General features: G+C 63.9%; 21 protein-coding genes. 4 read left to right on the top strand and 17 right to left on the bottom strand.

Annotated features, from left to right (window positions below; all coding sequences use genetic code 11):
• Nucleotides 1-3: 3 nt before the first annotated feature.
• A complete protein-coding gene (phoB, locus tag V5F23_RS27630; protein WP_003177195.1) occupies nt 4-693 on the bottom strand; it encodes a phosphate regulon transcriptional regulator PhoB in 690 nt (229 codons plus the stop codon).
• 151 nt (nt 694-844) lie between these two features.
• Between phoB and V5F23_RS27625 the strand changes: the two genes are divergently transcribed.
• The gene (locus V5F23_RS27625; RefSeq protein ID WP_042731546.1) at nt 845-1,228 is read left to right on the top strand and encodes a hypothetical protein; all 384 of its coding nucleotides are present in this window, start codon (nt 845-847) and stop codon (nt 1,226-1,228) included.
• Nucleotides 1,229-1,290: 62 nt separating this feature from the next.
• Here V5F23_RS27625 and ubiA read toward each other — a convergent pair whose 3' ends face one another.
• Together ubiA and V5F23_RS27615 are read right to left on the bottom strand one after the other, a co-directional pair.
• Nucleotides 1,291-2,181: a 4-hydroxybenzoate octaprenyltransferase gene (gene ubiA / locus V5F23_RS27620; RefSeq protein ID WP_042731545.1), complete on the bottom strand. Its 891-nt coding sequence runs from the start codon at nt 2,179-2,181 to the stop codon at nt 1,291-1,293.
• Entirely contained in the window at nt 2,181-2,753 is a 573-nt protein-coding gene (locus V5F23_RS27615) for a chorismate lyase (protein ID WP_161796121.1), read from the bottom strand. Before V5F23_RS27615 ends, ubiA begins: the two co-directional genes overlap by 1 nt.
• A gap of 187 nt (nt 2,754-2,940) precedes the next feature.
• Here V5F23_RS27615 and V5F23_RS27610 point away from each other — a divergent pair, with 187 nt between their 5' ends.
• The 3 genes from V5F23_RS27610 to V5F23_RS27600 all read left to right on the top strand — a co-directional run bounded on the left by V5F23_RS27610 (nt 2,941) and on the right by V5F23_RS27600 (nt 4,760).
• Nucleotides 2,941-3,108 (top strand): rubredoxin, encoded by a 168-nt coding sequence (locus tag V5F23_RS27610; RefSeq protein WP_041476603.1) that lies wholly within the window; start codon nt 2,941-2,943, stop codon nt 3,106-3,108.
• Nucleotides 3,109-3,144: 36 nt separating this feature from the next.
• The gene (locus V5F23_RS27605; protein WP_042731544.1) at nt 3,145-4,293 is read left to right on the top strand and encodes an FAD-dependent oxidoreductase; all 1,149 of its coding nucleotides are present in this window, start codon (nt 3,145-3,147) and stop codon (nt 4,291-4,293) included.
• Nucleotides 4,294-4,484: 191 nt separating this feature from the next.
• Nucleotides 4,485-4,760: an HU family DNA-binding protein gene (locus V5F23_RS27600; protein ID WP_003177201.1), complete on the top strand. Its 276-nt coding sequence runs from the start codon at nt 4,485-4,487 to the stop codon at nt 4,758-4,760.
• A 100-nt stretch (nt 4,761-4,860) separates the two neighbouring features.
• Here V5F23_RS27600 and V5F23_RS27595 read toward each other — a convergent pair whose 3' ends face one another.
• From V5F23_RS27595 to tssA, 14 genes are all read right to left on the bottom strand, one after another.
• Nucleotides 4,861-5,139, bottom strand: coding sequence for a hypothetical protein (locus V5F23_RS27595; RefSeq protein ID WP_042731543.1), 279 nt, complete (start codon nt 5,137-5,139; stop codon nt 4,861-4,863).
• 1 nt (nt 5,140) lies between these two features.
• Complete coding sequence (locus V5F23_RS27590) at nt 5,141-9,583, bottom strand: RHS repeat-associated core domain-containing protein (protein ID WP_123579244.1); 4,443 nt, start codon at nt 9,581-9,583, stop codon at nt 5,141-5,143.
• A gap of 12 nt (nt 9,584-9,595) precedes the next feature.
• Nucleotides 9,596-10,030, bottom strand: coding sequence for a DcrB-related protein (locus V5F23_RS27585; protein WP_042731853.1), 435 nt, complete (start codon nt 10,028-10,030; stop codon nt 9,596-9,598).
• An 18-nt stretch (nt 10,031-10,048) separates the two neighbouring features.
• Entirely contained in the window at nt 10,049-11,980 is a 1,932-nt protein-coding gene (locus V5F23_RS27580) for a type VI secretion system tip protein VgrG (protein WP_047735740.1), read from the bottom strand.
• Between the two features lie 168 nt (nt 11,981-12,148).
• Nucleotides 12,149-14,839 carry a type VI secretion system ATPase TssH gene (gene tssH, locus V5F23_RS27575; RefSeq protein ID WP_338497088.1) on the bottom strand — a complete coding sequence of 897 codons (2,691 nt, stop codon included), beginning with the start codon at nt 14,837-14,839 and terminating at the stop codon, nt 12,149-12,151.
• Nucleotides 14,832-15,884 carry a type VI secretion system baseplate subunit TssG gene (gene tssG, locus V5F23_RS27570; protein ID WP_042731850.1) on the bottom strand — a complete coding sequence of 351 codons (1,053 nt, stop codon included), beginning with the start codon at nt 15,882-15,884 and terminating at the stop codon, nt 14,832-14,834. The genes tssH and tssG overlap by 8 nt, the downstream gene beginning before the upstream one ends.
• On the bottom strand, nt 15,848-17,707 hold the full coding sequence (tssF, locus tag V5F23_RS27565; protein WP_047735741.1) for a type VI secretion system baseplate subunit TssF: 1,860 nt from the start codon (nt 17,705-17,707) through the stop codon (nt 15,848-15,850). Before tssF ends, tssG begins: the two co-directional genes overlap by 37 nt.
• A complete protein-coding gene (gene tssE / locus V5F23_RS27560) occupies nt 17,704-18,216 on the bottom strand; it encodes a type VI secretion system baseplate subunit TssE (RefSeq protein ID WP_042732849.1) in 513 nt (170 codons plus the stop codon). The genes tssF and tssE overlap by 4 nt, the downstream gene beginning before the upstream one ends.
• Complete coding sequence (locus V5F23_RS27555) at nt 18,210-18,656, bottom strand: hypothetical protein (RefSeq protein WP_042732850.1); 447 nt, start codon at nt 18,654-18,656, stop codon at nt 18,210-18,212. The genes tssE and V5F23_RS27555 overlap by 7 nt, the downstream gene beginning before the upstream one ends.
• Nucleotides 18,653-19,090, bottom strand: a complete 438-nt coding sequence (locus V5F23_RS27550) for a type VI secretion system amidase effector protein Tae4 (RefSeq protein ID WP_042732851.1) — start codon at nt 19,088-19,090, stop codon at nt 18,653-18,655. Before V5F23_RS27550 ends, V5F23_RS27555 begins: the two co-directional genes overlap by 4 nt.
• An 81-nt stretch (nt 19,091-19,171) precedes the next feature.
• A complete protein-coding gene (locus V5F23_RS27545) occupies nt 19,172-19,660 on the bottom strand; it encodes a type VI secretion system tube protein Hcp (RefSeq protein ID WP_042732852.1) in 489 nt (162 codons plus the stop codon).
• A gap of 208 nt (nt 19,661-19,868) precedes the next feature.
• Entirely contained in the window at nt 19,869-21,365 is a 1,497-nt protein-coding gene (tssC, locus tag V5F23_RS27540) for a type VI secretion system contractile sheath large subunit (protein WP_047735743.1), read from the bottom strand.
• A gap of 2 nt (nt 21,366-21,367) precedes the next feature.
• Nucleotides 21,368-21,874 (bottom strand): type VI secretion system contractile sheath small subunit, encoded by a 507-nt coding sequence (tssB, locus tag V5F23_RS27535; protein ID WP_003177230.1) that lies wholly within the window; start codon nt 21,872-21,874, stop codon nt 21,368-21,370.
• An 80-nt stretch (nt 21,875-21,954) separates the two neighbouring features.
• Nucleotides 21,955-22,992: a type VI secretion system protein TssA gene (gene tssA, locus V5F23_RS27530; protein WP_042731472.1), complete on the bottom strand. Its 1,038-nt coding sequence runs from the start codon at nt 22,990-22,992 to the stop codon at nt 21,955-21,957.
• Between the last annotated feature and the right edge of the window lie 415 nt (nt 22,993-23,407).

The raw sequence follows: 23,407 nt of genomic DNA, 5'->3' as shown, positions 1-23,407 counted from the left end.
GGATCAGGCCTTCGTCGAAAAACGATACCCGGTGCCGCGCACGGTTTGTACCAGATTCTCGTAGGCATCGCCGAGGGCCTTGCGCAGGCGTCGGATGTGCACGTCCACGGTGCGTTCCTCGACGTAGACATTGCCGCCCCAGACCTGGTCCAGCAGTTGCCCGCGGGTGTAGGCGCGTTCCTGGTGGGTCATGAAGAATTGCAACAGGCGGTATTCGGTCGGGCCCATCTCGGCGGGTTTGCCGTCGATGGTTACGCGGTGGCTGATCGGGTCCAGCAGCAGGCCGCCGACTTCGATCGGCGCTTCGCCATCGGTCGGCCCGGCACGGCGCAGCACGGCCTTGAGGCGCGCCACCAGCTCGCGCGGGGAAAACGGCTTGGTGATGTAGTCGTCGGCACCGACTTCCAGGCCCTGGATCTTGTTGTCCTCTTCGCCCTTGGCGGTGAGCATGATGATAGGGATGTCCCCGGTCAGCTCGTCGCGCTTGAGCCGGCGCGCCAGTTCGATGCCGGACGTGCCGGGCAGCATCCAGTCCAGCAGGATCAGGTCGGGCTTGCGGTCGACGATGATGGCGTGGGCCTGTTGAGAGTTCTCTGCTTCCATGCAGTCATAGCCGGCCATCTCCAACGCAACGGCAATCATCTCGCGGATGGGCGCCTCGTCGTCGACGATCAGAATGCTCCTGCCAACCATGGGGTAATCCTCTTGTCATTTAACTGTCTTGCGCCGCATTAGATAACGGAATTATTGCAGTCGTGTGACAACAATTTCATTGACCGGCGATGTGGGGGATCCTGGGCTAAGCTTTCAGTCCGAATCCTGACAACCACAAAAGAAGGTTTCCATGACTCCGATGACTGTTTCTTTCAAAGCCCTGCTGCTGGCGGCTGCCGTGGCCCTGCCTGGATTGGCCATGGCTGCCGATCCCGCAATGGAGAAGGACGGCATGTTTACCGACCATAAGGGCATGACCCTCTACACCTTTGCCAAGGACTCTGCCGGCAAGTCGATGTGTAATGACAAGTGTGCGGCGAATTGGCCACCGCTGGCGGCCGAGGCAGATGACAAATCCATGGGCGAATGGACCGTGATCACCCGCGACGACGGCAAGAAGCAGTGGGCCTACGATGGCAAGCCGCTTTATACCTTCGTGATGGACAAAAAAGCGGGGGACATGACCGGCGACGGCAAGATGGACGGCGCCTGGAAAATCGCCAAGCCTGACTGACTCAGGTCTGCCAAGAGACGATGTGGCGAGGGGATTTATCCCCTCGCCACAAAAAGCGCCGCTCAGCGCAGCGCGTAATCCAGCACGATCCCCACGAAAATCGCCATCCCGGCCCAATGGTTGTGCAGGAATGCCTGGAAGCAGCGCATCCGGTCCTTGCCGCGGGTGTACCAGAACTCCCAGGCAAAGCACGCGGCAGCGGCGACCAGGCCCAAGTGGAACCAGCCGCCGAGCTTGAACTGCGAGCCGGCCAGCAGCAGGCAGCCCAGGGCCAGGCCTTGCAGGGTCAGGATGATCGCCCGGTCGGCATCGCCAAACAGAATCGCCGTGGATTTCACGCCGATTCGCAAGTCATCGTCCCGGTCGGTCATCGCGTAATAGGTGTCGTAGCCCACCGTCCACAGCAGGTTGGCGATGTACAACAGCCACGCGGCTGCCGGCAGATGGCCGGTTTCGGCGGTGAAGGCCATCGGCATGCCCCAGGAGAACGCCGCGCCCAGCACCACTTGCGGGTAATAGGTGTAGCGCTTCATGAACGGGTAGGTGCACGCCAGGGCCAGCCCGCCCAGGGACAGCAGGATGGTCGGCGCGTTGGTGCACAGCACCAGCAGGAAACTCACGGCCATCAGCACGGCGAAGAACACCAATGCCTCTTTCGAACTGATCTTGCCACTCGCCAAAGGGCGCTGCGCGGTGCGCTTGACGTGGCCGTCCACCTTGCGGTCGGCCCAGTCGTTGATCACGCAACCGCCGGCGCGGGTCAGCACCACGCCGAGGACGAAAATCACGATATTGGCCAGGGAGGGCGAGCCTTCACCGGCGACCCACAGCGCCCACAGTGTTGGCCATAACAGCAGGTAGATGCCGATGGGCTTGTCCATGCGGGTCAGTTGCACGAAGTCCCAGGCCCGAGGGTTCAGGCGGTTCAGGGATTTGAGCAGTTGCAGGTACATCAGCAATTCTCCGAATAGGCACGGGCGACCGTCCACACGCGTGGCAAGAAGACTTCCGCCACCAGCACGCTCAGCGCGCCGCGGTCGAAGCGCGAACGGCGGCCCCACAGTTCACGGCGGCGCACATCGGCCGGCAACCATTGTTCGGGGTAATGGCAAACCTCGATGGCCCGGCGCTGGAACGCCTGGTCGCAAAACAGCAGTTCGCCCAGGGAGCGGCTGCCCAGTTCATCCAGGTGCAACCCGTCGCCCTGCAACGCACTGCGCGCCGCCACGCTGCGGGCAAATACCCACGGCTCGCCGTGACCGCGCAGGTACACCTCGCGCACCCAGCCCTCGCTGTCGTGCGCCAGGTCCAGAGCCGCGCATTCATCGTCGCGCAGCGGTTGCCAGCCTTCGAACAGCGGCGTCACGCTGAAGTGATCGTCCGACAGGCTCGTCAGGCGGCGGGTCAGGGAACCTTCGTCGAACAACCAGTCGAGTACACAGGCATCGGGACGGGGCGACAGCAGCGGCCCGGGCAGCCATTGGAGTGTAGGAAATATCGAATTTGTCGGCGGCACAGAGGTCATGAATGGCAGCAAATGAGGCCGCGAGCTTACCATGTCGGTCGGCGATGTTGACGGGTTGGACCTGCCGTCGTACCGATCACGCTTGCATCTGGCGCGACCGATCAGTACAAAACGCCCTGAGCCGGAAGGGCGTTCTCATCGACCCGACCAATACCGGCAAACGCCTGACACCTGAGGAAGTACCTGAATGAAGAAGTGGCAATGTATCGTCTGCGGCCTGATCTACAACGAAGCCGAGGGTTGGCCCGATGACGGCATCGCCGCCGGGACCCGTTGGGAAGACGTACCGGCAGACTGGCTGTGCCCGGACTGCGGCGTCGGCAAGATGGATTTCGAAATGATCGAAATCAACTAAGCGAACCCCTGACCGTTTCCCTGGATGGAGAGCAACATGAGCGCACCTGTCGTCATCGTCGGTACTGGCCTGGCCGGTTACAACCTGGCCCGGGAGTTTCGCAAGCTCGATAGCGAAACCCCCTTGCTGTTGATTACCGCCGACGACGGTCGCTCCTACTCCAAGCCGATGCTCTCCACCGGCTTTGGCAAAAACAAGGATGCCGACGGCCTGAGCATGGCCGAGCCGGGGGCCATGGCCGAGCAGCTCAAGGCCGAGGTCCGCACCCATACGCGCATCAGCGGCATCGACCCGGGGCACCAGCGGCTGTGGATCGGCGAGGAAGCGGTGAACTACCGCGACCTCATCCTGGCCTGGGGCGCCGAAACCGTGCGTGTGCCGGTACAGGGCGACGCCTCGGACCTGATCTTCCCCATCAACGACCTGGAGGACTACGCGCGCTTCCGGTCCGCCGCTGCCGGCAAGCGCCGGGTGCTGCTGCTCGGCGCCGGGCTGATTGGCTGCGAGTTCGCCAACGACCTGATCCTGGGGGGCTACGAGGTGCAACTGGTGGCCCCGTGCGAACAGGTGATGCCGACGCTGTTGCATCCGGCGGCCGCTGCGGCGGTTCAGGCCGGGCTGGAGAGCCTGGGGGCGCGGTTCCACCTGGGCCCCGTGCTCAATCGCCTGCAACGCGGCGCCGACGGGCTTGAGGCGCACCTGTCCGACGGCCAGGTGATTGCCTGCGACCTGGTGGTGTCGGCCATCGGCCTGCGCCCGCGCATCGACCTGGCGGCGGCTGCCGGCCTGGTGGTCAACCGCGGCGTGGTGGTCGACCGTCATTTGAAGACCTCCCACGCCAACATCTACGCCCTGGGCGACTGTGCCGAGGTGGATGGCCTGAACCTGCTGTACGTCATGCCCCTGATGAGCTGTGCCCGGGCCCTGGCCCAGACCCTGGCGGGCAACCCGACCGCCGTGAGCTACGGCCCCATGCCGATCACCGTGAAAACCCCGGTGTGCCCCCTGGTGGTGTCGCCACCGCCTCGCGGCCGAGAAGGCGTGTGGAGCGTCGAAGGGCAGGGCGCCGACATCAAGGCACTGTGTCGCGACGCCCAGGGCAACCTGCTGGGCTATGCCCTGACCGGCGCCGCGGTGATGGAGAAACTGGCGCTGAACAAGGAACTTCCGGGCTTGCTGGCGTAAATACTGGTCGTTCTGTCGCAAAAACCCTACTTTTGACCCCACAAAGGTCGTTCGGACACTGGCGTCGTCCTCGGCCCCGTGCCATTCTCACTCCCGTCTGCCGCAGTGTAGAGCCTGCGGCGCCTTAGGGGCTGTTCCACAGAGAGCAGCACGGACATAACAACAAAAAAACCGTCAAAGGGGCTTCATTCATGCGTAAACCAGAACTCGCCGCCGCCATCGCGGAAAAAGCAGACCTCACCAAAGAACAAGCCAACCGCGTCCTCAACGCCGTCCTCGAAGAAATCACCGGCGCCCTGCACCGCAAGGACAGCGTCACCCTGGTGGGCTTCGGCACCTTCCTGCAACGCCATCGCGGCGCCCGCACCGGCAAAAACCCACAAACGGGTGAGCCAGTGAAAATCAAGGCCAGCAACACCGTTGCCTTCAAACCGGGCAAGTTCTTGAAGGACAGCGTTAATCCGTAATTGCTACGGGCTCTCCGGACTGGGGGGATAAAGCAACCACGAAAAAGGCACACCGAGGGAGTCGGGTGCCTTTTTTTGAGCGCGCGATTTGTCCCGCCGGTTACGGCATGCTCATCAGTGCCATGCGCAGGCGTCTGATCAGTTTCGGGGTCTTGAGGCAATCGGCCGGGCGCTTGTTGTCCAGGGCCGGGACGACCTGTTCCAGCCACCACAGGCCTTCCTTGAGGCCGCGTTTGCCGTAGAGCACGACGGCCATGTCGAGGTGGCCGTCCATGGCCTTGGCCAGTGCGCGGGCGTTGTCGTCGAGGTAGTCCTCTTCATACAGGCGCACGAACGTTTGCCAGTCGGCATCGCCGACGTATTCGTCTTCCAGTCCCATGTCAGAATCCGTCAAAGGAGATCAAGTTGCTGCCGGTCGGGTTTCGCGCCGACGGCGCCAGGATCCCATCGTAACCATTGGCCTTGGCCCACGCACCAATCTGGTGGGTCTGGGTGTATTTGTTGCCGGTGATGCTCTTGAGGGACACGCCCAGTTGCTTGCGGACATCGGCCCGGGTCAGGTCGAGGACGTTGTTGAGCTGGACCTTCTTGCTCACCAGCACCCGCGTGGACAGGTCCACGCCCCAGTGGTTGACCTCGCCCATGGCGGTCTTGCGCGAGTTGGCGCCGTATACCCCACCCAGCCCCGGCGCGGTGTACCGGTGGCGGGCGGCCACGTTCCACTTGTGCGCCGTCCAGGTCGTGCTGATCCGCCCCGGCTCTTCGAATCGATACACCGTCCGGTTGACCTTGCGGCCCTTCGGCGGGGTGCTGCACTTCATCAACCCCAAGGGGTCGACCCAGCTCACCGGGTTCGGCGCGTACTGGTAGAGGTTCAGGCCACCGGCCAGGCCGATGGGGTCCGGTGTGGTGAAGCGGCCGATGTCCGGGTCGTAGAAGCGCAGGGTGTTGTAGTGCAGGCCGGTTTCCCGGTCCAGGTACTGGCCCTGGAACCGCAGGTTCTGCTCTTCGATGTAATACGGCTCGCGCAACTCTTCGGCGGTGTTGCCCCACACCTGATAACGGGCCCGCCACAGCGTATGGCCGTCGCTTTCCGACAGTTGCTCGGGCTGGCCGTTGAAGTCGTTGTGGTAGTAACGGACTTTCTGCTGCTCGCCCAGGCCATCGACCCTGGCCAAAGGCTCGTGGCCGTCGTCGGCGTAGATGTAGAGGCTGGTCTGGCTGTTGCGGTGCTCCTGTAACAGTTGCAGCGCATCCCAGGTGAAGCGGGTGCGGCCCAGCAGCGTCGCGTGGCGGTCGTACTCGGCCTTTTCGATGCGCCTGCCCAGCGGGTCGTAGGTCATTTTCACGACCGAGCCGTTGTCGTTATGCACCTGAACCAGGCGCTGCTCGGCGTCGTACACGAACCGCTGCACACCGCGCTGGCTGCTGCGCTTTTCCACCATGCGGCCGAAGCCGTCGTAGCGGTAGCGCTTGTCCTGATAGGTCAGCAAGCGGTTATGGGCGACGTGCCCCGTGCCCATCAGCCCGTCGAGCAGGTTGGCGGCCGGATCGTAGGCAAAGCCTTCGCGCTGGCCCTGGAGGTTGTCCTGGCTGGCGAGGATCCGGCCGGTGGCGTCGTAATGCAGCAGTTGGCGATGAGGCGTTTCGGGTTGGTTGTCGAAGCGCTCCACCAGTTGATCGCTGCCGTCATAGGCAAACAGCGACTGCGCTGCCGGCGGCAGCAACGTCGACAGGCCTTGCTGGCGGCGCTGCCGGGCCCGTAGGCGCCCGCTGCGGTCGTACTCGCTGCGGGTGCTGAGACGGCCCTGGGTGCGCAGCACTTCGCGGTGCAGGCGGTCGCGCTCGAAATCGCTGATGACCCTGCCGTCGAGGTTGATCTGGTGCAGGTGCCCGCTGCCGTAGTGCAGGCGATTCAGCCAGCGGCCATCGGGGAGCTGCGTCTGGGTGAGGTTGCCCAGTTCGTCATAACGATGCTCCAGGCTGCCGGCCCAGCCCTGTTCGGCGATCAGTTGCCCAAGCGCGTCATAGCCAAAGCCGATGCTCTGCTGTTCACCGGTCAGGCCGGTGAAGGTGATGGCGTTGACCTGGTCGAGGTCGTCATAGCGGTACTCGGTGCGCCCGTCGGCGGTGACCTTGGCAACCAACCGGCCCATGGCGTCGCGTTCCAGCTCATGGACGATGGGGGCTTGTGGCGCCAGGTCCAGGTCGGTGCTGCCGGGAACGGCGATGGCTTCCACACGGGTGACGTTGTCCAGCGGGTCATAGGCGTAGCGCTTGAGGCTGCCGTCCAGGCTGTGCTGGGCACTCAGGCGGTCGCCGGCGTCCCAGGCGAACCGATAGCTTTCGCCATTCTCGTTGGTCAGGGCCAGCAACCGCCCGTAGTTGTCGTAGCTCAGTTCTATCCGCCGGCCATGGGCGTCGGTGCGCAAGCGCAGTTGCCCGCTCGGGGTGTGCTGGAAACGGGTGGTGTGCCCGGCGGGATCGCTGTAGCCGATCAACTGGCCGCTGGCATCGCGCTGATAGTGCTCGGTGCGACCGTCCGGCAGTTGCTTGCTCAGCAACCTGCCTTGGTCGTCATAGCTGAAGCGCGTGCGCTCGCCCAATGCATCGCTGCTGCTGACCAGCAGCCCGCGTTCGTCGTAGCTCAGCCGGGTGGTGTAGCCGGAGCAGTCGGTGTGTTCGCTGAGTTGCCCGAGGGCCGTCCAGCGCATCGTCTTGCGCTTGCCGCTGGCATCGATGACGTCCACCACCTGGCCGTGGGCATCGTGGCGATAGCGGGTGACGTGGCCCAGCGGGTCGGTTTCACGGATGCGGTTGCCCCGCGCGTCATAGCGGTACTGCCAGGTATTACCGGCCGCGTCGGTTTCCGCCAGGGGCAGGGCCCAGTGTTCGAGCCACAGGGTCGACTCGCTGCGTCCGAGCGGGTCGAGGGTCTGGCACAGATTGCCTGCTTCGTCATAGCTGAACTGATGCTGCCCCCCGTTGGGGTCGGTCGCGCCCAGCAGTTGGCTTTCATCGCTCCACTGGAACGTCCAGGTGCGGTCCAGGGCATCGGTGGTTTCGAGAATCTGGTAGCGGGCATCCCAGCGCCGGGTACTGCGGCGGTTCAAGCCGTCGGTGATGCGCGTGACACCGGCGGCCAGGTCATAGGTGAAGGTGTAGGTGTCGCCGGCGTCGGTCCAGTGGCGGACCACGCGCCATTCCCGGTCTTCGATCAGCGCCCATTCGTAGAAGCAGCGCAGGCCGGTGGGCAACTGGTGCTCCACCATCCGTCGCCCGAGGTCGTAGGCGTAGCGCCGCTTGACCTGGCTGTTGGACTGGCGAACTTGGGCCAGGTCCCCCTGGCTGTCGTAGTCGTAGTGCATCAGCACGTCGCGACGCTGGTCGGGGTAGAGGCGCTCGATCCGGCTGACTCGGTGTGGCCAGCGCGCGTCGTAGGTCAGTTCGGCCTGCACCAGGTCGAAGGTGTCGCGCAGGCGCACCAATCGCCCGCTCTCGTCGTAATCGAGGTGGATGCGGTTGTCGTTGCGATCGCCCAGCTGGTTGAGGCGCAGCAAGGCCGCGTTCCCCGGCGCCGGTGCGAACAGGCGGTACAGGCCGTCCGCGCTTTCGATCAGCAGCTCGCCGTTGAGGTGCCGGCGCACGTTGAGCCCTTCGCCTGGGCTGAACACCGCGCCGCCCAGGGGAATCGAACCCATGTCGATGCGCCGACCCTGTTCGTCGGTGTAGACCAGGGTCTCGCCACCCTCGGGATGGGGCAGGATCTCGACGCGCACCTCGTAGGCCACGCTCCAACCGGCGCCGAACAACCCTTCACGGCGCTCGTCGCGGCTGTTGTAGAAACGCTGCCAGTCGATCGGCAGGATGCCCGGCAGGACGAAGTCCAGTTCCTCGACATCCCCCAGCACCTTGGCCCCGGTGGCGGCATGCACCGGGTTCGACGAACCCATGGCCGCATTCGCCGCCGCGCCCATCGCGCTGCTGACCGCCATCGATGCTGCGCCGCCAATCAGCATGCAGGGCAGGTTGCTCAGGAACTTGCCCTTGCCGCCCTTGAGCATCAGCAATGCCGTGACGGCCAGTCCCACGCCGGGTGTCTTGCCGCTGCGGATCTCGCGCACCACCACGGTACCGCCGCCGATGGTCACGTCAGGGGAAATCAAACCGGACGACACCACGGTCGCCTCGCAAGTGCTGCGGTCGCCGCTGCGCACGGCGGGTTGGCCGTTGATGGTGACCTTGTCCGAGCCTTCGGCCAAAAACTGCGGCGGCATCGGCGGATGCTTCAGGCAGGTGATCATGTCCAGCGGCTTGGGCACGGCGCCGGGCGCGGGCGTGGCGACGGTGGGGCGCCACATCTGCGAGAAGAAGCTCTCGGCCATGTCCAGATAGCTGGGCTCGGGCTGCGGCTCCTCGAGTTCGGTGCCGGCGGGCGCGACATGGGACTCGATAGCCCCGGCGGCGCGGGCCGCTGGAATGTTGTTGGTCAGGGTGTCGGTGGAGCCGGTGAGGATATTGGCCTGCACCGTGGGCGGAAAGAGGGCGTTGCCGATGCCCTCGCATAAATTGCTCAAGCCTTTGTCGGCCCCGGTCTTGCTCATGGCGATGCCCACCACTGCACCGACTACCGCGCCAAGCAGGAAGCAACCGAGCCCACCGGTGGCCACGGTGATGCCGGTGGCTGCTACCACGGCGGCGGTGGCGACAGCGGTGATGGCGATGTTGGCCGCCACTTCCAGGACGCCGCCGAGAATGTCGGCCATCATCGAGGTGTGGTTCAGCGCATCGCCCAGGCGTGCGGCCCAGAGCGCGTCAGACATGCCTGTCGCTCATCAGGCCGGCACGTCAAACAACAGCGAGCCCTTGATGCTCGCCCAATGGGCGGCTTCGGCATCGCCGAGCTTCTCGGCTTTGACATAGCTCAGGGCGAACATCTTGCGGGTGCCGGGCAGCACCAGGGCCAATTGGTACTGGAACACCTTTTCGGTGCCCTTGTTGAACTGGCTGCGCAGCTCGATGCCTTCGACTTCCTGGCTGGCGCCCAGGCGCACCGGGACGCCCGGTTGGCAGCGCAGGTCCTGGACCTGTTTTTCCAGGCGCGCCAGTTGGTCGTCGAGGTTGCTTTGCAGGGTCTCGCCCTCGGCGAGCAGGCTGCGACTGACGATCAAGGACGTGCCCAGCTCGGGGAACTTGAGGATGTTGATCGTCGCGTCGAGCAATTCGCTGGGCGGCAGTTGGAACTGGAATTCGTTGATGCGGTAAGTCATGGCGCCTGAATCTCTGGATTAACCCTGGGGGAACGCGGCTTTGATGTTCGCGTCGATGCTGCCCTTGACGCCCTGGCCGTCCGGCGTGGCACCGGGGCCGCCGCCGTTGTTCAGGTGCAGCACGCCGCCGGTGTTGAACTCGGCATCGCCGCTGGCGTAGAAGCTGATCTGCACGCCGGTCAGGTTGATCTGGCCGCTGGCATTGAGCTCCAGGATGCTTTCGCCGCACACCAGGCGCAGGTTCTCGCCCACCTCGATGACGTAGCTCTGGCTGATGCTGTCGGTCTTGCGCAGGCCCACCGAGAGGATGTCTTCCTGCTTGACGATGCGCAGGCGGTTGTTGCCGATGGTCACCGTCTCGTCATGGCCGATGCTCTTGTTGCGGTCGTGGCCCACCGAATGACTTTCGTCCACTTCCACCACGATGTCCTGGTTGCGCTCGGCATGGATGTACAACTGCTCGGCGCCTTTCTTGTCTTCCATGCGGATTTCGTTGAAGTTCGCCGGCGTGCCGCCCTTGCTCGAACGGCTTTTCATGCCGCTCTGGGTCGCATTGGCGGGCAAGTCGTAGGGCACGGTCTGTTCAGCGTTGTAGACACGACCGGTGATGATCGGCCGGTCCGGATCGCCTTCGAGGAAGCTGACGATCACTTCCTGGCCGATGCGCGGGATTTGCATCGAGCCCCAGTTTTTCCCGGCCCAGGCCTGTGACACGCGAATCCAGCAGGAGCTGTTTTCGTTGGACTGGTCGTGACGGTCCCAATAGAAATGCACCTTCACCCGGCCGAACTGGTCGGTCCAGATTTCCTCGTCCTTGGGGCCCACCACCAACGCGGTCTGCGGGCCTTTGACGATGGGGCGATGGGTGATGGGCAGCGGTCGATAGCTTTGCTGGGCGTCGATGCAGGTCAGGCTGCTTTCGAACTGGGCCGAAGGCGCGCCACCGTTGGTTTCGCCGCTTTCCTGGGAAATGTAGTAGCGGGCACCGACGATCAGGTACTCGCGGTTCTGGTCCTGGCGGGTGAAGCCGGTGAGGCTGAACAGGTTGCCCGAGCCCAAGCCGCGGGCGTTGCCGGCCAGCTCGACCTGCTCGTGCTGGGTCTGCAAGGCTTCGATGCGGGTGCGGGCGTAGTGTTCGCCATCGGCGCTCTGCACGTAGGTGCCGGGGTAGTCGTACAGCGGATAGTCACCGGCGGCATGCGGGCGTGGCATCGCCGAACGCACGTCGATCCGTGCGCTGGGACGCTGGAAGTCGTAGTCGTTGAGCTCCAGCGAACCCGGCTGGACTTCCTGGGCCAGGTGCCAGTCGTGAATGTGGTCGCGTTCGCGTTGCTGCTCGTTCTTCGGGTAGTAGGGCACCGACGCGTAGCCGGGCGCGCTGGTGTGCGCGCCGTAGGCATCGGCCAGCACCAGCACGTGGCGGCCTTGTTCGTGGCGGAAGAAGTAATAGATCCCTTCCTGCTCCATCAGCCGGCTGACGAAGTCGAAGCTGGTCTCGCGATACTGCACGCAGTATTCCCACTCGCGGTAGGTGGCGCTCAGGCTGTCTTCGAAATCGGAAAACCCGAGGTCGCGGAACACCTGCTTGATGATCTGCGGGATGGTCAGGTTCTGGAAAATCCGGCAGTCGGAGGTGCGCGTCAGCAGCCACAGCCAAGGCCTGAGCGTGGCCTGGTAGCTGGAGAACTGGCCCTGGTCGACGTTCTGGCTGCAGCGGGCAACGATGCCGTGGAAATACCGTTCGCCGCCGCCGTCCAGTTGCAGGCTCACGCACATGGGCTTGCCGAGCAACTGGTTGAGGTCGATGGCGTTGTCCAGCGAGTGCAGCTGCAACTCATAGTTGAACAGCCGCCCCAGCTCTTCGCCGCCACCCATGTCCTTGAGCAGCAGCACCTCGGGCCCCAGGGGGCTGGTGATTTTGGCCAGGCGTGAGGCTTGGTTGAATAACATCGGTTATCTCGTCGTTGTATGGGCTGCGCCGCTGTTTCCCTGAATAGACCGGATCAACTGTGGGAGCGAGCTTGCTCGCGATGGCGGTGTGTCAGTCAACCGTAATGCTGGCTGTAACTACGCTATCGCGAGCAAGCTCGCTCCCACAGGGGCCGGTGTACCTTTCAATCAGGCCGCGTCGCTGAAATCGTACTGCAATTCGTTGTCCACCGCGCTGATCCGCACGCCGGCCATGGCCTTGCCTTCGAGCATGCGGGTCAGGAACTCGCGGCTCATGTCCGGCAGCAGGCTGTTGGTCAGGATGGTGTCGATCATACGGCCGCCGCTTTCGGTTTCGGTGCAGCGCGAGACGATCAGGTCGATCACCGCGTCGTCGTAGTCGAACGCGACTTTGTGGGTACTTTCCACGCGCTTCTTGATGCGGTTGAGTTGCAGGCGGGTGATGGCCTTGAGCATTTCGTCGCTGAGCGGATAGTACGGGATCGTCACCAGGCGGCCGAGCAGGGCCGGCGGGAAAATCTCCAGCAGCGGCTGGCGCAGGGCCTTGGCGATTTCTTCCGGCTCGGGCACGTTTTGCGGGTCTTTGCAGACGTCGGCAATCAGCTCGGTGCCGGCGTTGGTGGTCAGCAGGATCAGGGTGTTCTTGAAGTCGATCACCCGGCCTTCGCCGTCCTCCATGACGCCTTTGTCGAACACCTGGAAGAAGATCTCGTGAACGTCCGGGTGGGCTTTTTCCACCTCGTCCAGCAGCACCACGCTGTACGGTTTGCGCCGCACGGCTTCGGTCAGCACGCCGCCTTCGCCGTAGCCGATGTAGCCCGGTGGCGCGCCCTTGAGGGTGGACACGGTGTGGGCTTCCTGGAACTCGCTCATGTTGATGGTGATGACGTTCTGTTCGCCGCCGTACATGGCTTCGGCCAGGGCCAGGGCGGTTTCGGTCTTGCCCACGCCAGAGGTGCCGGCGAGCATGAACACGCCAATGGGCTTGCTCGGGTTGTCCAGGCCAGCGCGGGAAGTCTGGATGCGCTTGGCGATCATCTGCAAGGCGTGGTCCTGGCCGATGATGCGTTTTTTCAGGTGCTGGTCGAGGTTGAGCACGGTTTCCAGTTCGTTGCGGGCCATGCGGCCCACCGGGATACCGGTCCAGTCGGCGACCACCGAGGCCACGGCCTGGTAGTCCACGGTCGGCAGGATCAGCGGGTTCTCGCCTTGCAGGGCGCTGAGGCGTTGTTGCAGGTCCACCAGTTTTGCCCGCAGGTCGTGGCTTTCGTTGTCGCTAGCTTTGCTGGCGTCGTCGCTGTCCACCACGCCGACGCGCTCGCGCAGGGTGGCGCGGGTGGCGAGGAGTTCGTCCACCAGGTTCTTCTCTTCGGCCCAGCGGCTGTCCAGTTCGGCCAGGCGTTCGCGCTCGGCGCTCAGCAGGCTTTCACTGTGGGTCTGGCGGTTGCCGATGACGACGCCGATCGCGTGCTCGCGGGCGATGATTTGCAGCTCGGTTTCCAGTGCCTCGATGCGCCGACGGCTGTCATCCACTTCGGCCGGCACCGCGTGCAGGCTGATGGCGACGCGGGCGCAGGCGGTGTCCAGCAGGCTCACGGACTTGTCCGGCAACTGGCGCGCAGGAATGTAGCGGTGGGACAGTTTGACCGAGGCTTCCAGGGCTTCGTCGAGGATCTGCACCTGGTGGTGCTGTTCCATGGTGGAGGCCACGCCGCGCATCATCAGCAGGGCCTTGTCTTCCGACGGCTCGGCCACTTGCACCACTTGGAAACGACGGGTCAGGGCCGGGTCTTTCTCGATGTGCTTCTTGTACTCGGCCCACGTGGTGGCGGCGACGGTGCGCAAGGTGCCACGGGCCAGGGCCGGCTTGAGCAGGTTGGCCGCGTCACCGGTGCCGGCGGCGCCACCGGCACCTACCAGGGTGTGGGCTTCGTCGATGAACAGGATGATCGGCTTGGGCGAGGCCTGGACGTCTTCGATGACCTGGCGCAGGCGCTGTTCGAACTCGCCTTTCATGCTCGCGCCGGCCTGCAACAGGCCGACGTCGAGGCTGCGCAGTTCCACGTCCTTGAGCGACGGCGGCACGTCGCCGGCGACGATGCGCAGGGCAAAGCCTTCGACCACGGCGGTCTTGCCCACGCCGGCTTCACCGGTGAGGATCGGGTTGTTCTGGCGGCGGCGCATGAGGATGTCCACCAGTTGGCGGATCTCTTCGTCGCGGCCGACGATCGGGTCGAGCTTGCCGCTGCGGGCCTGCTCGGTGAGGTCGACGGTAAAGCGCTTGAGCGCTTCCTGCTTGCCCATCGCACTGGGGGCCATGGCGCCGCTGGCTTCGCCGGGCACGCTGCCGGCGTTGAAGCCGTCGCTGGCGGTCAGGGCGTTTTCCGGGGAGTCGCCGACGTATTCGTCAAAGCGTTCGCTCAGGGCTTCGGCCTTGACCTTGTCGAACTCCGACGACAACCCCAGCAGCGCGTGGCGCAGGCTTGGCGTCTTGAGGATGCCGAGCACCAGGTAGCCGGTGCGCACCTGGCTTTCACCGAACATCAGGCTGCCATACACCCAGCCGCGTTCCACGGCTTCCTCGACGTGGGACGACAGGTCGGTGATCGAGGTCGAGCCGCGTGGCAGGCGGTCCAGGGCGTCGGTCAGGTCGCGGGCCAGGCGCGCCGGCTCGACGTTGAACTGGCGGATGATGCGGTGCAGGTCCGAGTCCTGCAATTGCAGCAACTGGTGAAACCAGTGGGCCAGTTCCACATAAGGGTTACCGCGCAACTTGCAGAACACGGTGGCGGCTTCGATGGCTTTGTAGGCCACGCTGTTGAGTTTGCCGAACAATGCGGCGCGACTGATTTCACCCATGCTCATGGCTCCTTGAGGTCTGTGAGGTGTTGGCCTGTTCGGCGTAATGCCGGGCCAGTATTAGATCGTTGGCATCTTTTTCGGGCTGGCCCAGCCAGGTGTTGAACCCCAGGCGGAAACGGCCGTTGAGTTGTAGCGCCGGGACCTCGGGCTGCTCCAGGACCAGGTTCAGGTCCCAGTCCAGTTCATGGCCCAGGTATTCGGCGACCCAGGCCACCAGTTCATTGAACGGCTGGCTGCCGGGCAGCATGCCCATGTAGTCCACCAGCTTGAGCGGCCCCAGGCGAATGCGGAACTTGTGCTGGCGATCCCAGACGTAGCGACCCAGGCAGAAGTCCACGCCCAGTTGATGGGCGCTGACGCCGACGCGGCTGCGTTCCGGCAGCTCCAGCCATTGGCCGACGTACTCTTCGATTTCCACCGGCAGGCCGAAATACTCGCCCAGGATCGCCTTCAAACCGTCGGGGTAGCGGGTTTGCGCCGCCAGGTGGCCGCTGTAGTGCAGCTTCGCCGTGTCGGGAATCAGCCCCTGCTTGAGCAGGCTGGGCATGCCGCGTCCGCTCAAGGACGCCAGGCGCGCCGACCAGTAGTCGTCGTCCGGGCGGTCGTGGCTGACCGTCGGCCGCGCTTCGGCCCAGGCCCGGTAGAACAGGCTGAGCAAGCGATGGTGGAACACGTCGAGAAAGCGCTTGCTGGTGCTGTCGGCGTTGTTGCGCTGGCGTTCGCGCACGTATTCGGTGATGTGCAGCGGCATCGGCCCGTTGGGGCCGCCGAGGCCGAAGAAGAATTGCTCCAGCCGCGCGGGCGCGCCGTCGCTGCCCGGTTGCACCGAGGCCAATGTCGCCGGCGCGAAGGTGCAGTCGGCTTGTTGGCCCAGGCGCAGCGGGTCATCGGCCAGGCGTAGCGAATGGCCCAGGCGCGGCAGCTCGGGGGATTCACACTCGATGCGCCGCAAGGCCTGGAAGAAGTCGTATTCCCAGGGCTCCTGGTGCATCGCTTCCAGGGTACTCACAGGGTCGGACGACGTCCGGGCTTGGCTTTCCATCGCATGATCTCGCCGCGTTCGGTGGTACGAATCACCGTTTCGGTAAAACTGTTGATCGACACGTAGCGTGCCAGGAAGCGCTCGAACACCGCGCCGAGCAGGAATACGCCGGTGCCGCGAAACGCGTTTTCATCGAACTCCAGGGTGATCTCCAGGCCGCGACCGAAGACGATCGGGCCGGGCATCGGCAGGCGTCGGGTGCAGGCTTTGCTGCTGACTTCCCGCAGGCCTTCGATCTGCAATTGCAGCGCCGCATCGTTGCTGTCGCCGTACAGGCGCAGCAGCTCGCGCAGTGCGGCGGCGCCCTGGCCTTGTTCACTGAGGGACAGGTAGTTCAGCGACAACTGGCTGATCAGCCGCCAGGCCTTGGCGTCGTGGGCATGGCTGGCCCGTGGACGACTGGGCCCGGCCACGCAGCGCACGGCGCCGACCGGGGCACTGTCGGCCAGGGTGAAGTCGGTCTTGCCGCTGCCCACGCTCATGAACAGCGGCAGGTCGCGGTTGGTGCACAGCGCCGTCACGCCCAGTTGACGCAGGTCATGGCGATAAGGCGCCTGCTGGCTGTCCACCAGGCTGACGAACGTTTCGCTGCCGATGTAGGTCGAGCGCGGGCCGTTGCGGCGCTGGTCGCTGGAGAGCACCCGCGGTTCACGACGCACCGTGTAGTACGCCTTGTCGCGCCCATAGCGCGACGGATCGCGCACGGCGTAGAACGGCAGGAATGGCTGTTCCGGCCCGGTGCCGTGGCCGGTGAGGCCGGTCAGCGAATGCACTTCGAAATCCATCGGCCGGGTACGGTCGGCGATCACGTGGTGTTCGTTGACCCGCTCCGACAAGTGAATGCGATCCAGGCGCTTGGGAAACAGGTTGATGGCCGGGGTGCAGAACGGCAGGAACTGCGCGGCCCCGACGCTGCCTTCCAGGCTCGGGTCGTGGCGGTCGAACAGCACGATCAGCTCCAGCTCCTGGCCGTCGCAACGCTTGACCGCCCGGCCCAGCTGGGTGAAGTCGACGAACAGAAAACGCTGGGGCAGCGCGAAATATTCCTGCAACAGGCGATAGCCCTGGAAGGCCCGCGACACCACGGGCAGCGCCGCGTCGGCATCGTCGAAGCCGCGCGAACGCAGCGCGTCCTGAGGCAGGCGCTCGACCCAGTCGCCGCCGGGCTTGCGCGCGAACACCGCGCAGGCGTTGCCCAGTAGTTGTTCATAGAGGCGGAACGGCTGCTCGTCGGCACCGCTCAGGTACAGCGGCAGGTTGTCCAGGGCCAGGCTGTTGAACGGCAGTTCGGCCCCGGTGCGCAGGGTCAGGCGCAGGCCGGCCTTGGCCTTCGGCTCGCTGGCGGCCAGGCGCCCGAGCACCGTGGACGGGTTGCCGAAGTATTCGGCGTGGCTGACCTGCAACGGCCACAACGTCACCGCGTGGGCGGTGCGGTACTCGCAGCAGGTCTGGGTTTCACGGCCCAGGGCGGCGCGCAGGACGCTGTCGCGGGGCAGCGGGAAGCCGCTGCTCAGCGAGCCCTCGTCCGGGTCGGCCTGCAACTGCACCACGGTCATCGACGGCGTGGGCGCCAGGTAATGGGGGTAGGCGATTTCCAGCAGGTTGTGGGTGAAGGTCGGGTACTCGGCGTCGAGCTTGAGCTGCACCCGCGCCGTCAGGTAGGCGAAGCCTTCGAGCAGGCGCTCCACGTATGGGTCGGCGCAGTCCATGCCGGACAACGTCAGCCGGCTGGCGATCTTGGGGTATTCCTTGGCGAACTCCGCCGCGCTTTCGCGCACGTGGTGAAGTTCCTGGTTGTACAGTTCCAGCAAACGCGGGTTCATGAACGTCTCCGCTGGTCGGCATTGACCACCCGCACGTGGCCGGTCTCCAGGTCCAGGTCGGTTTGCAACATCAGGCGCAGGGGCACCGGCTGAGCCCAGAGGTCGCCTTCGATCTCGAAGCTCAGGGCGTTGTGGTTCATCTCGGCGGTGGCCCGAGCACGCACGCGCAGGGTGTGGCGCAGGATCCGCGGCTCGAACGTGGCGATGGCCTGGTGAATCAGGGTTTCCAGGGCCGAGACATCGACGTTCGAGGCGCTGTTGCCGGCCAGTGCCGGCAGCCCGAAGTTCACCACCGAGGTGCCGGCCGCCGTGTGCAGCGTGGCATCGGCGTCGAGCAGGGAGGTGGTGTTGAGCAGCCACGCCAGGTCACGCAGCACCGAGGCCTTGAGCTGAGTGAGCGAGAGCACGCGTTTGTCGGCGCTTTCCTTGGGATTGGTCGGATCGTCGTCAGTCAACCGGTCCAACAGGGACGGTTGCAGGCGATCGCGGGCGGCGATTTCGGTTACCACCTGAATAACGCCGTGAACATTTTCTGGTCTTGCTGACCGAGTCCGCACATGGCGCTGGGATTGACCGACGAAGCTTCCAGCGCACCGTTGATTTTGCGCACAGCCTGGGATTTGGCATCACAGTCGCGGCTCGGTGGCGGCTCGGGAACGCTGCGCTCTACCAGAAAAATCGGGACACCGTTGAACGTCTCGACGCGCAATTCGCCGTTCTGGTTCAGGTTGAAGTAGCACGGCCACTCCATGCCCAACACCAAGTGCGTCTGGTCCGGTTTCAACACTGCGCATTGGCCGTTCAGGTCTACCAGCTTGAGCGCCTGGCCAGCGAATGTACCTTGGGTGCGAGCGGGTGCATCGAGACGGTCAGGGTCGGCTTCGGCGCAAGCGTTCAAGCTGATTAGCAAACCGCACAACAGTGTCGCTCGCAGCGTCGGCCCTATCATGTCAACTCCCAGAACCAGACCTGTTTGGACATAAAGTCGCCATCAAAGAAGCCTTTGGTCCGGCCACGATTCCACAGATCAATATGATCGCCTGTGCGCCCGCTTTCGGCCTCGCCCGCACGGGCAAAGCAGTCTTTGAAAAAAACGATTCCGGTCTTCTGGCTGAGCGTCAGCCGATCAGCTGCACTCCCACTCAGAATGGTCGGACGTCCTAAATGATGCCGCCAGAGCCAGTTCGCCAGCGACTCGGCGCCACGGGCATGCTCATGATTGCATTTGGGTTCGGTGTAAGTCGACTTGTTGACCTTGATAGTCAACTCGCCATTCAACGCGACGCTCATGCGGATAGCGCACTGGTTGCCCCAGGGCTGATCGCATGGGTTCTTGACCGTTGGATAGCTGTTCCACAAATTGATAAACGAAGGCTTGGCCATGACTCAGATACCGCGCGCAAAAGGATTGGATTCGAGCAAGCACCAAACACCCCCGGCGCAGGGCACCGGGGGCGTGTTCGATTACACCTTGACGTTCTGACGCACGTTCCAGCCGAACTTGACCGGACCGCCTTCCTTGGTGCCGTCGGCTTTCTGCGGCTGGTAGTCCACCAGCACTTTGGCGAAGTTCAGGGTGACGTTTTCGGTCAGGCGATCATCGCTGCCCGAGCCGCCGGTGCTCAGGGAGGTGATCAACACTTCTTCCAGGTTGATGATCATGTACTCGACCTGGCTTTCACCGCCGGCCTTGCGCACGGTCAGCTTGACCTTGTCGATGTGCTTGCCGCTGGCGCAGTGCATCATCAGGTTCGGCGAGGCCTTGTCGACGAACTTGGTCAACGACAGGTCCTGGATGTTCACCTTGCCCGCACCACCACCGCTGCCGGTGTGCATGTTGCCGGACTGGGACATGCCCCAGCTCCAGTTCAGGACGTCGATTTCGTCCTTGTGGGCCTTGTCCATGGACTCGCCCTTGATGTCGCCGATCTTGATGAAAATATCAACAGCCATGTTTTCTCCCTGTGTGGTTTCTAACCACATTGTTTGGTTGACGCTGACCTTGCGAAACTTCTTTGGATGTCAGCCGAAACACCGTACCTGTGGGAGCGGGCTTGCTCGCGAATGCGGTGGGGCAGCCAACGCCGATGTCGACTGATCCGACGCCTTCGCGAGCAAGCCCGCTCCCACAAGGAACAGGCCTGCCGACAAATACTGTTGCTTACGCGCCCTTGGCCGACGGCAGTTTCGATACCAGGCGCAGCGACACGGTCAGCCCTTCGAGCTGGTAGTGCGGGCGCAGGTAGAACTTGGAGTTGTAGTAACCCGGGTTGCCTTCGACTTCCTCGACGATCACTTCGGCCGCCGCCAGAGGGTGCTGGGCCTTGGTGGTCTCGGTGGAGTGCGCCGGGTCACCGTCGACGTAGTTGAGGATCCAGTCCTGCAACCAGCGCTGCATCTCGTCCTTCTCTTTGAAGGAACCGATCTTGTCGCGCACGATGCACTTCAGGTAATGGGCGAAACGGCAAGTGGCGAACAGGTACGGCAGGCGCGCGGCCAGGTTGGCGTTGGCGGTGGCGTCCGGGTCGTCGTACTCGGCTGGCTTCTGCAGCGACTGGGCGCCGATGAAGGCCGCGAAGTCGGTGTTCTTTTTGTGCAGCAGCGGCATGAAACCGTTCTTCGCCAGCTCCGCTTCACGGCGATCCGAAATGGCGATTTCGGTCGGGCACTTCATGTCCACGCCACCGTCGTCGGTCGGGAACGTGTGGGCCGGCAGGTTTTCCACTTCACCGCCAGACTCCACGCCACGGATGCGCGAGCACCAGCCGAAGTGCTTGAACGAGCGGTTGATGTTCACGGCCATCGCGTAGGCGGCGTTGGCCCAGGTGTACTTGGAGCTGTCGGCGCCGTCGGTGTTTTCTTCGAAGGCGAAGGCTTCCACCGGGTCGGTCTTGGCGCCGTATGGCAGGCGCGCCAGGAAGCGTGGCATGGTCAGGCCGATGTAGCGCGAGTCTTCCGATTCACGCAGCGAACGCCAGCCGGCGTACTCGGGCGTGGTGAAGATCTTGGTCAGGTCGCGCGGGTTCGACAGTTCCTGCCACGAGCCCATGCCCATCACGGTTGGCGAGGCGGCGGAAATGAACGGGGCGTGCATGGCCGCGCAGACTTTCGACAGTTCGCCCAGCAGTTCCACGTCCGGTGGCGACTGGTCGAAGTAGTAGTCGCCCACCAGGCAGCCGTAAGGTTCGCCGCCGAACTGGCCGTATTCTTCCTCGTACATCTTCTTGAAGATCGGGCTCTGGTCCCACGCGGTGCCCTTGAACTTCTTCAGGGTCTTGTGCAGGTCGGTCTTGGAGATGTTGAGCACGCGGATCTTGAGCTGCTCATCGGTCTCGGTGTTGTTGACCAGGTAGTGCAGGCCACGCCAGGCGCTTTCCAGCTGCTGGAAGTCGGGGTGGTGGATCACCTGGTTGACCTGGGCGGTGAGCTTGGCGTCGATGGCGGCGATGATCGATTCGATCGACTTGATGGCGTCGTTGGACACCAGGTCAGTCTGCGCCAGGGCCTGCTCGGCCAGGGTGCGCACGGCCGTCTCGACGGCCTCGCGAGCGCGTTCGGTCTTGGGCTTGAACTCTTGCAGCAGCAGGGAGGCGAATTCGCTGGTCTCTTCGGTCGCGCCGAGGTTCTGGACGCCTTCGCGGGCGGTATTGTCAGTCATGATCATTGGTCCTGTGCTGGCTTCGGCGCGCTCGCCAGGGCCTGCAACAGCGCTGGGTCCTTGATCGCCTTCATGATGATTTCTTCAGCGCCGGTCTTGCCGTCCATGTAGGTCAGCAGGTTGGCCAGTTGGGTGCGCGCTTCGAGCAGCTTGTTCAGCGAGTCGACCTTGCGCGCCACGGCGGCGGGGCTGAAGTCGTCCATGCTTTCGAAGGTCAGGTCCAGGCTCAGGTTGCCTTCGCCGGTCAGCTCGTTGGGCACATGGAACGCCACGCGCGGTTGCATGGCCTTGAGGCGCGAGTCGAAATTGTCGACGTCGATTTCGAGGAACTTGCGATCGGCCACCGGGGCCAGAGGCTCGGCGGGCTTGCCGGCGAGGTCAGCCATTACCCCCATGACAAAGGGCAACTGGACCTTTTTCTCGGCGCCGTAGAGCTCGACGTCGTACTCGATCTGCACTCGAGGCGCGCGGTTGCGCGCGATGAATTTCTGAGAACTTTGCTTCGCCACGTTGCTGCTCCTGGTCGCTTGAGCGACGGTGTTGGCGTCATCGGTGGTACCGGTGACGTGACTGCGTGATCCGTTCGCTTTTATTCGCTATCTGGGCCGCGCAGGTTTTCAAATTGACTCATGCCGTCGGGAATCAGGTTGCGCACGATTGCCGCAAAATCGGCGTGCACCAGATTCTTGGCCCGGTTCAACAGCACCGGCAGGGGGCTGGAGGGCTCGTGACGGGTGTAGTAAGCGAGAATCCGATCAAGGCTGCGCAGCACGTCGTCGCGGTTGGCGATTTCGCCGCTGGCGGCACGCGGTGCGCCTGGCACGCTGGTGACCGCGCCGCTGGAAGGGGCGCCATCTAGCTCGTCGGGCGCGCTGTCCTCGTCGACTGGCGCGGCGTCGTCGCTTTGCGGGGCGAACTGACCGAGGATCTGCAAGGCCATCTTGAGCGGCTGCTTCAGTGGGCCGAGGTCCACGCCCTGGGCCGAACCCACCTGGTCGCTGACCTGCTGTTCGATGGCTTCGGCGGCGCTGCGGGCTTGCGACAAGGCCGCACGGGTGATCTCCAGTTGCTCGGCATCGCTGTCGCGCAGGGCGCCGGCCAGTTGTTCGGCGCCGAGGGTTTCGTCGGCGAAACTTTGCAGGCCGCTGGCGTTGGCGGCGGCGCGCAGGCTGACGGCACCGAAGGTGCGCGAGCGGGCCAGGATGCTTTCGCGCACCAGGCGAATGGTCATGTCGGATGTCAGGCCGGCGAGGGCATTGATGCGCACGGTGGGGTCGTTGTCGTCATCGGCATCCAGGCGCGGATGCAGGTCGGCCCAGTATTGCTTGAGCAATTCGCTGATCAGGGTCAGCGAGCTGGCCAGCCCCGGAAGGCCTTCGAGGGCCAGGGAGCTTTGCAGCAGGAAATGGGTAATGCGCAGGTCTTTGCTGCGTTGCAACAGGTCCAGGCTTTGTTGCTGGATGCTGCGCCATTCAGGGGGTTCGGCAGGCAGGATCGAGTCGCCCATGCTGCGCTCGGGCTGGCCTCGGGAATCGCGTTCCAGGCGCAAGAAATCCGCGTCATATTCCAGGTCTTCACCGCAAGGCGAGTTCGCGGAAACGGCGGCGAGCAGCAAAGGCACATCCACTTGGATCGATCTCCCTATCGCCCGTGCACAATGAAGTCGGGCAGTTCACGCAAGTTCCGGATGGAACTTCACATGTCTCTTGACGGTAATGGCCCGATAGATGCGCTATGATCTTAAAGTGCCATCATTGATATTCAAGAAGTTGTGCATTTTTGGTGTAGTACTTATCGCTTGTCAAGGTAAGCTATTTCGACTCTGTTACAGTTGTGAGGCGCTTAACAACCCACGCGACTGGCAGGTCGAGGTAGGTACCGAGAGCGGTTTTTTGTCATGCAGGCCGGTTAAGATCAGTCATCATGCTGGCAAAAAGCCGTTTCGCGGTGGTTTGCAAGGTTTTTGGCGTGTCGCCGGGGCAGTTCTCCGCCGGCTCGCCCACGCGCGAAGACGTGCGCAGAAGTATTCAGCAAGGAGGCGA

This window comes from Pseudomonas sp. WP18 (assembly GCF_036689585.1).
In the GTDB taxonomy this organism is placed as follows: domain Bacteria; phylum Pseudomonadota; class Gammaproteobacteria; order Pseudomonadales; family Pseudomonadaceae; genus Aquipseudomonas; species Aquipseudomonas chlororaphis_E.
This window is presented reverse-complemented; position numbering and strand designations above follow the sequence as displayed.

What these genes read in the sequence shown, in the direction of transcription:
- V5F23_RS27605 (WP_042731544.1), top strand. Translation starts at nt 3,145, where the DNA reads ATGAGCGCACCTGTCGTCATCGTCGGTACTGGCCTGGCCGGTTACAAC.
- ubiA (WP_042731545.1), bottom strand. Translation starts at nt 2,181, where the DNA reads ATGTACCTGCAACTGCTCAAATCCCTGAACCGCCTGAACCCTCGGGCC.
- V5F23_RS27550 (WP_042732851.1), bottom strand. Translation starts at nt 19,090, where the DNA reads ATGGCCAAGCCTTCGTTTATCAATTTGTGGAACAGCTATCCAACGGTC.
- tssF (WP_047735741.1), bottom strand. Translation starts at nt 17,707, where the DNA reads ATGAACCCGCGTTTGCTGGAACTGTACAACCAGGAACTTCACCACGTG.
- tssC (WP_047735743.1), bottom strand. Translation starts at nt 21,365, where the DNA reads ATGACTGACAATACCGCCCGCGAAGGCGTCCAGAACCTCGGCGCGACC.
- V5F23_RS27585 (WP_042731853.1), bottom strand. Translation starts at nt 10,030, where the DNA reads ATGACTTACCGCATCAACGAATTCCAGTTCCAACTGCCGCCCAGCGAA.
- tssG (WP_042731850.1), bottom strand. Translation starts at nt 15,884, where the DNA reads ATGGAAAGCCAAGCCCGGACGTCGTCCGACCCTGTGAGTACCCTGGAA.
- tssH (WP_338497088.1), bottom strand. Translation starts at nt 14,839, where the DNA reads ATGGGTGAAATCAGTCGCGCCGCATTGTTCGGCAAACTCAACAGCGTG.
- V5F23_RS27600 (WP_003177201.1), top strand. Translation starts at nt 4,485, where the DNA reads ATGCGTAAACCAGAACTCGCCGCCGCCATCGCGGAAAAAGCAGACCTC.
- V5F23_RS27615 (WP_161796121.1), bottom strand. Translation starts at nt 2,753, where the DNA reads ATGACCTCTGTGCCGCCGACAAATTCGATATTTCCTACACTCCAATGG.
- V5F23_RS27610 (WP_041476603.1), top strand. Translation starts at nt 2,941, where the DNA reads ATGAAGAAGTGGCAATGTATCGTCTGCGGCCTGATCTACAACGAAGCC.
- V5F23_RS27590 (WP_123579244.1), bottom strand. Translation starts at nt 9,583, where the DNA reads ATGTCTGACGCGCTCTGGGCCGCACGCCTGGGCGATGCGCTGAACCAC.
- V5F23_RS27580 (WP_047735740.1), bottom strand. Translation starts at nt 11,980, where the DNA reads ATGTTATTCAACCAAGCCTCACGCCTGGCCAAAATCACCAGCCCCCTG.
- V5F23_RS27595 (WP_042731543.1), bottom strand. Translation starts at nt 5,139, where the DNA reads ATGGGACTGGAAGACGAATACGTCGGCGATGCCGACTGGCAAACGTTC.
- V5F23_RS27555 (WP_042732850.1), bottom strand. Translation starts at nt 18,656, where the DNA reads ATGATAGGGCCGACGCTGCGAGCGACACTGTTGTGCGGTTTGCTAATC.
- V5F23_RS27545 (WP_042732852.1), bottom strand. Translation starts at nt 19,660, where the DNA reads ATGGCTGTTGATATTTTCATCAAGATCGGCGACATCAAGGGCGAGTCC.
- phoB (WP_003177195.1), bottom strand. Translation starts at nt 693, where the DNA reads ATGGTTGGCAGGAGCATTCTGATCGTCGACGACGAGGCGCCCATCCGC.
- V5F23_RS27625 (WP_042731546.1), top strand. Translation starts at nt 845, where the DNA reads ATGACTCCGATGACTGTTTCTTTCAAAGCCCTGCTGCTGGCGGCTGCC.